Origin of the sequence: Hyphomonas sp. BRH_c22 (genome assembly GCF_000961795.1) — a bacterium.
In the GTDB taxonomy this organism is placed as follows: Bacteria; Pseudomonadota; Alphaproteobacteria; order Caulobacterales; family Hyphomonadaceae; genus Hyphomonas.
The window spans coordinates 1-5,762 of record NZ_LADU01000098.1; the positions used below are offsets into that span (position 1 = coordinate 1).

At 63.8% G+C, this 5,762-nt stretch carries 3 protein-coding genes and 1 pseudogene; 3 read left to right on the top strand and 1 reads right to left on the bottom strand.

The window, feature by feature from the left end; genetic code table 11:
• Positions 1 to 1,987, bottom strand: a 1,987-nt coding sequence (locus tag VR74_RS13650; RefSeq protein ID WP_045697715.1) for a ribonuclease E/G, incomplete at its 3' end; no start/stop codon positions are given.
• 474 nt (positions 1,988 to 2,461) lie between these two features.
• On the opposite strand from VR74_RS13650, the gene VR74_RS13655 reads away from it, so the two are divergent.
• From VR74_RS13655 to VR74_RS13665, 3 genes and pseudogenes are all read left to right on the top strand, one after another.
• Positions 2,462 to 3,619: an N-acetylmuramoyl-L-alanine amidase gene (locus VR74_RS13655; protein WP_299950569.1), complete on the top strand. Its 1,158-nt coding sequence runs from the start codon at positions 2,462 to 2,464 to the stop codon at positions 3,617 to 3,619.
• A 63-nt stretch (positions 3,620 to 3,682) separates the two neighbouring features.
• Positions 3,683 to 5,443, top strand: coding sequence for a tetratricopeptide repeat protein (locus VR74_RS13660; protein ID WP_045697719.1), 1,761 nt, complete (start codon positions 3,683 to 3,685; stop codon positions 5,441 to 5,443).
• Between the two features lie 9 nt (positions 5,444 to 5,452).
• A pseudogene (locus VR74_RS13665) lies at positions 5,453 to 5,762 on the top strand (4-(cytidine 5'-diphospho)-2-C-methyl-D-erythritol kinase); the annotation flags it as partial.

Sequence of the window (5,762 nt, forward strand, 5' to 3'; positions counted from 1 at the left end):
CAGGGGCCGTCTCACCGTCGATCACTTCCAGGCCGGTCTCACGACCGCCCTCGCGGTTGCGGCCGCGGCCACCCCGGCGGCGGCGGCGCTTGCGGGGCTTGTCCGCTGTGTCGTCGGACCTGGCCTCCACCTCGTCATCCGTATCGGCGACGGCATCCTCGTCCTCGTCCTCGATGTCCTCATCATCCTCATCGGAGATGGCAGGTTTCGATGGCTTGGACAGCGAACGCGGCGGCGATTTTTTCTTCGGCTTGGAATTCGGGTCGCGCTCGGCCTCGATGGTGAAGTCGCCCGGCAACAGGTCTTCCGACGAATGGATCGACACGGCAAATCCGGCCATCCGTTCGGTCTCGACAAGCGCTTCACGCTTGTTGTTCAGGATGTAGAGCGCCACATCGGTCGGCGCCTTCACCGAAATGCTCTTCAGGCCGCCCGTCGAGGCGCGGGCCTCGATGGCGCGGATCAGTTGCAAAGCGGCAGACGGAATCGAGCGGCGGCGCCCGGTGCCGTTGCACACTTCGCAAGGGTCGGACGTTGCCTGCAGCACGCCCTGACGGCGACGCTGGCGGGAAATCTCCATCAGGCCGAACTGCGAGATGCGGCCATGCTGGACGCGCGCGCGGTCAACCTTCAGGCATTCCTTCAGGCGCTTCTCGACGGCGCGATTGTTCTTGTTCTCGTCCATGTCGATGAAGTCGATCACGACGAGGCCGGCCAGGTCGCGCAGGCGCATCTGGCGGCAGGCTTCCTCGGCGGCCTCAAGGTTTGTGCGCACCGCAGTCTGTTCGATATTGCGTTCCTTGGTCGACTTGCCGGAGTTCACGTCGATGGCGACGAGGGCTTCGGTCTGGTTGATCACCAGGTAACCGCCGGACTTCAGCTGCACGGTCGGGGAGTAGATGGAATCGAGCTGGCCCTCGACCGCCTCGGCGACGAAGAGCGGGTCGTCTTCCTTCCACTGCTGAACCTTCTTCGCCTGGCTCGGCATGATCAGCTTGGCGAGGTCTTTCGCCTCGCGATAGGCTTCCTCGCCCTGGACCCAGACTTCCTCGACTTCCTTGTCGAACATGTCGCGCATCGCGCGATGGACAAGGCCGCCTTCGGCATTGATCAGCATCGGCGCTTCGGAGGTCAGCGTCTTTTCGACGATGGTTTCCCAGAGTTTCGACAGGTAGTCATAATCGCGGCGAATCTCGGCCTTGGTGCGCTTGGCACCGGCCGTGCGCACGATCAGGCCCATGCCGTCCGGCACGTCCAGTTCAGCGACGATGGACTTCAGGCGCTTGCGGTCGGCCCCGTTGACGATCTTGCGCGAAATGCCGCCGCCGCGCGGCGTGTTCGGCATCAGCACGGAATACCGTCCGGCCAGCGACAGGAACGTGGTCAGCGCCGCGCCCTTGTTTCCGCGTTCTTCCTTGACGACCTGCACCAGCAGAACCTGGCGCCGGCGGATCACTTCCTGGATCTTGTAGCGTTTGGAGATCGACGAGCGCGGCGATTCCTTGCGGGCCGGGCGCCGGCCACGGGCCGGTTTTGCGGCGGGTCGGGGCTCGCCATCCTCGCCTTCGCTATCGTCTTCATCTTCGTCGTCGGCGCCGTTGTCATCATCCTCGTCGGACTCGTCGTCGGCGTTTGCGCGGGCATCGTCGTCGCCCTCTCCCTCGACATCATCGTCTTCGTCTTCGATGGCGGCGGCCGCTTCTTCAGCGGCCTCCTTCAGGAGGGCCTCACGGTCTTCGGCCGGAAGCTGGTAATAGTCGGGATGGATCTCGCTGAAGGCGAGAAAGCCGTGGCGATTGCCGCCGTATTCAACGAATGCCGCCTGCAGCGACGGCTCGACCCGCGTTATCTTTGCGAGGTAGATATTGCCGCGAAGCTGTTCGTTACCGGTTGTCTCGAAGTCGAAATCATCGACCTGACCGCCATTGACGATGGCCACACGGGTCTCTTCCGGGTGGGCGGCGTCGATTAGCATGAGTTTGCTCATGGAACATGACCTTATGATCCGGCGACGCCGCTACGGGCGCGGTACGCCTCGAGCGATCGGTCAGGCCGGTCTGTGTTGGTTGGGGGAGGGTGCAGCCATGCCTGTCCCATGCACCCTGAGGCGGCATTGGAGAACTGACGATGGTCACGGCACCCGTGCACATATTGCTTTGCTTTCCGGAGCGCGGCGCCCGCTTGCCTTTTCGGTGAAGCGCGATCGCTGACGCGTCATTGGGAAACTTGTTGGATAGCCCAGTTATTTGGCTACTTTTCGAATACTGCCCAATTTCAAGCGTAATTGAAAGGGAGAAATTCCGCAGACCACAGTTGAATGACCTCAGCCCGGTCAATGCTGGGTTAATATTCAGTCTGTTAGGGAAAAGGCGAGCCAGACCCGCGCCAGGCGGGCCATTCCTGCCTTTTGGACCCCATGACCCCCTTTCGCCTGCTTTTCCTTGTATGTGCTTGTACTCTAATGGGTTTTGCCGCCCATGCGGATATTCGCGACGTGCGGGTGGTGGGCGACGGTGCACCGACCCGGATCACGGTCTGGAGTGACATTTCCCAGGAAGCACAGGCATTTCTGGCCGAATCCGGTGGCCAGCGCAGCCTGATTCTTCCCCTCAGCGGTGAGTCCAGCGCGAAGGTCGGCACCGGAACGGGCGGGATCGAGGGCTGGGCGCTGTCGGGCGGTCGCCTCAGCTTCTCACTCGACCGGCCGCTTGTCGTCTCCCGCGTCCTGTCCTTGCCGCCGACCGGCAGCGAGCCAGCCTGGCGCATCATTATCGACCTTCAAACTGTCTCGGCCGCCCGCTTCGGCAGCATGGCCCGGCGCGATATGCAGCGCCTTGCCCGCGCCGAATCCGATGCCCGCAAGGCCACAATGTCAATGGCTGCAGCAGAAATCACCCCCGCCGAGCCGCTCCGCCCGCGTGAGCGCCGGGGCAATGGCAAATACGTGATCGTGGTGGATGCCGGTCATGGCGGCAAGGATCCGGGCACCCGGTCGGCCCGGGGACTGCTTGAGCGTGACGTCACCCTGAAAGCATCGCTTTACCTGAAGGAGATCCTGGAAAAGGACCCGCGCTATCTGGTGCGCCTGACCCGCGACAATGACAAGTTCATCGAGCTTGAGGACCGCGTCACCCTCGCGCGCAACTGGGGCGCTGACCTCTTCATCTCGCTGCACGCCGATGCGGCCGGCTCACCGGACGTTTCCGGCGCGTCCGTCTACACGATCTCTGAGCGCGGCGAGCGCCGCATCGACAAGGAAGCCGACAAGAATAACTGGAAAATCCCGATTGAAACCAGTGGGTCCAGGGTGGTCGGCAGCATCCTTGAAGACCTGGTCAAGCGGGAGACGAAATCCCATTCCGCCGCCTTTGCGGAAGACCTGCTGCCTGAACTGGCGGCGGCCGGCCCTGTGCTGCGCGGCACCCATCGCAATGCCGGCTTCTACGTCCTGCTGGCCCCGGATGTCCCGGCTGTGCTGCTCGAGATGGGGTTCCTGACCAATGCAGAGGACGCAAGGCGCCTCCAGTCAGAGGCTGGACGCGCCAAATCCATGCAGGCGGTCAAACGCGGCATCGACAAGTTCTTCGACCGGCAGGAAATCCTTGTCGCGTCGGACTGATCCGCCCGCAGGCACCGCTGCTTTGCCCTTGCGGCAGGGCGCGGTTGCTGAAAGATTGCCAATATGAACCTGCTTCGGCCTTTTTGCGCGCTGTCTGCCATCCTGCTGGCCGGGTCGTGCGTCAGCACCCCGTCGCAGGAGGATCTCAGCGAAGCACTTTTCGCCAATGGCCGCCCGGCGGAGGCGCGCGCCTATGGTGACTTCCTCGTCGCCCGCTTTGCCGCCATGACCAATGACCCTGAGACCGCTGCTGCCTATTACGCCGCCGCGATCGATACGGCCCCTGAAAAGTCGGGCATTGCCGAGCGGGCTGTGTTTGCCGCTCTTCTGGCGGGTGACTATCCGGCCGGTGTCGAACTTTCCCGGCGCGCCAGTCAGGTTGGCAGTACGGCAACGCTGGTCCGTCTTACGCTGGGCGTCGACGCACTTGTCCGGGGCAAGGATTCCGAAGCCGCGAACTATCTCGATGAAACCGAGTATGGCCCGTTCAACCGGGTTATCGCCCAGGGCCTGTCAGCCTGGCGCATCGCCGACGATCAGGGCGCGGATGCGGCCGAGGATTACCTGCGCGATGGCCTGACCGGCGACGCCGACCTCGATAGCGCCACACTCTACATGATGGGCCTGCTGCAGATGGCCGACAAGCATGATGCAGCGGCGCTCGCGACATTCGATGCGCTCTGGGATTCCGGCGCGCGCCTTGCCGTTGGCGTTCACGCGCATGCCCAGCTGCTCGCCGCATCGGGCCAGAAGGAACGGGCGGTCGAAATCCTTGAAATGTTCCGGGACGAAATCGGCCAGAACGCCGCGATTGACGGCCTGCGGGCCGACATCCTGTCAGGCAAGCGCATTCGTCCGAACCGCCTCTCGACACGCGAAGGCGCTGCGCTGGCCGTCTATGTGCCTGCCGCCGCGCTGATGCTGCAGACCGATGACGATCTGTCGGGCGTGTATTTCGTGCTTGCGCTGGCGCTCGATCCCGATCTCCATGTCGCCCGGTCTCTCTGGGGCCAGTCGCTCGACAATGCCGGCCGTCGCCAGGAGGCGATCGCCGTCCTGTCGCGCATCCCGAAGTCCTCGGAATTCTATGCCACGTCGCGCGGCCAGATGGCCTGGGCCCTGCGCCGCGAAGAGCGCAACCAGGAATCCCTTGCGATTGCGGCTGAAGCGCTGGCCCATTCGTCCGACCGGGGCCTCAAGATCCAGCTGGCAGACCTCTATCGTTCACTCGACCGCAATGGTGAAGCTGAACGCCTCCTCACCGAAATCATCGAGTCGGATGCAGAAGTCAACCGTCAGGACTGGCGCATCATCTATGCCCGCGGGTCGGCGCGAGAGCAGACGGGCCGCTGGCCTGAAGCCGAGGCTGACCTGAAAATGGCGCTGGCCCTGCAGCCGACGAATGCCTCGCTCCTCAATTATCTCGGCTATGCCTATATTGACCGGGGCCTCAACTATGAGGCGGCGCTGGACATGATCCGGCGTGCTGTCGAGCTTGAGCCGCAATCAGGCTATATCGTCGACAGCCTCGGCTGGGCGCATTACCGGATGGGCCGCTACGATCTCGCGACACGTTTCCTTGAGCGGGCCGTGGAACTGTCGCCGGGAGTCTCCCTGCTCAATGACCATCTGGGCGATGCCTATTGGCAGGTGGGCCGCAAGATCGAGGCCCGTTTCCAGTGGCAGCGGGCGCTCAAACTGGATCCGAGTGATGCAGACAGGGCGCGCATCGAAGCCAAGATGCTGTCAGGCCCGGACATCGCCGTGCTGACCCGGGCCGAGCCGGAAGTTCCCGCCGCCCTTGCGGTCGCCCGCCAGCCCTGACGCGCAGCCATGCACCAGATTCTGAGCGCGCTTGCCCCGGCCAAGGTGAACCTGTTCCTGCATGTCGGGCCGCTGAAGCCGAACGGGCGGCATGATCTCGACTCGCTGGTTGTTTTTGCCGGTCCGGAGGCCGCCGACCGGCTGAGCGTCGAGCCATCCGACATTCTCACGCTGTCGGTCACGGGGCCCCGCGCGGCTGATGCCGGGGCAGGGCCTGACAATCTGGTCCTCAAGGCGGCCCGCGCCCTGCGCGCCGAAGCCGGCATCGCCAGCGGCGCCGCGCTTCACCTGGAAAAAAACCTGCCGGTTGCCGCCGGTA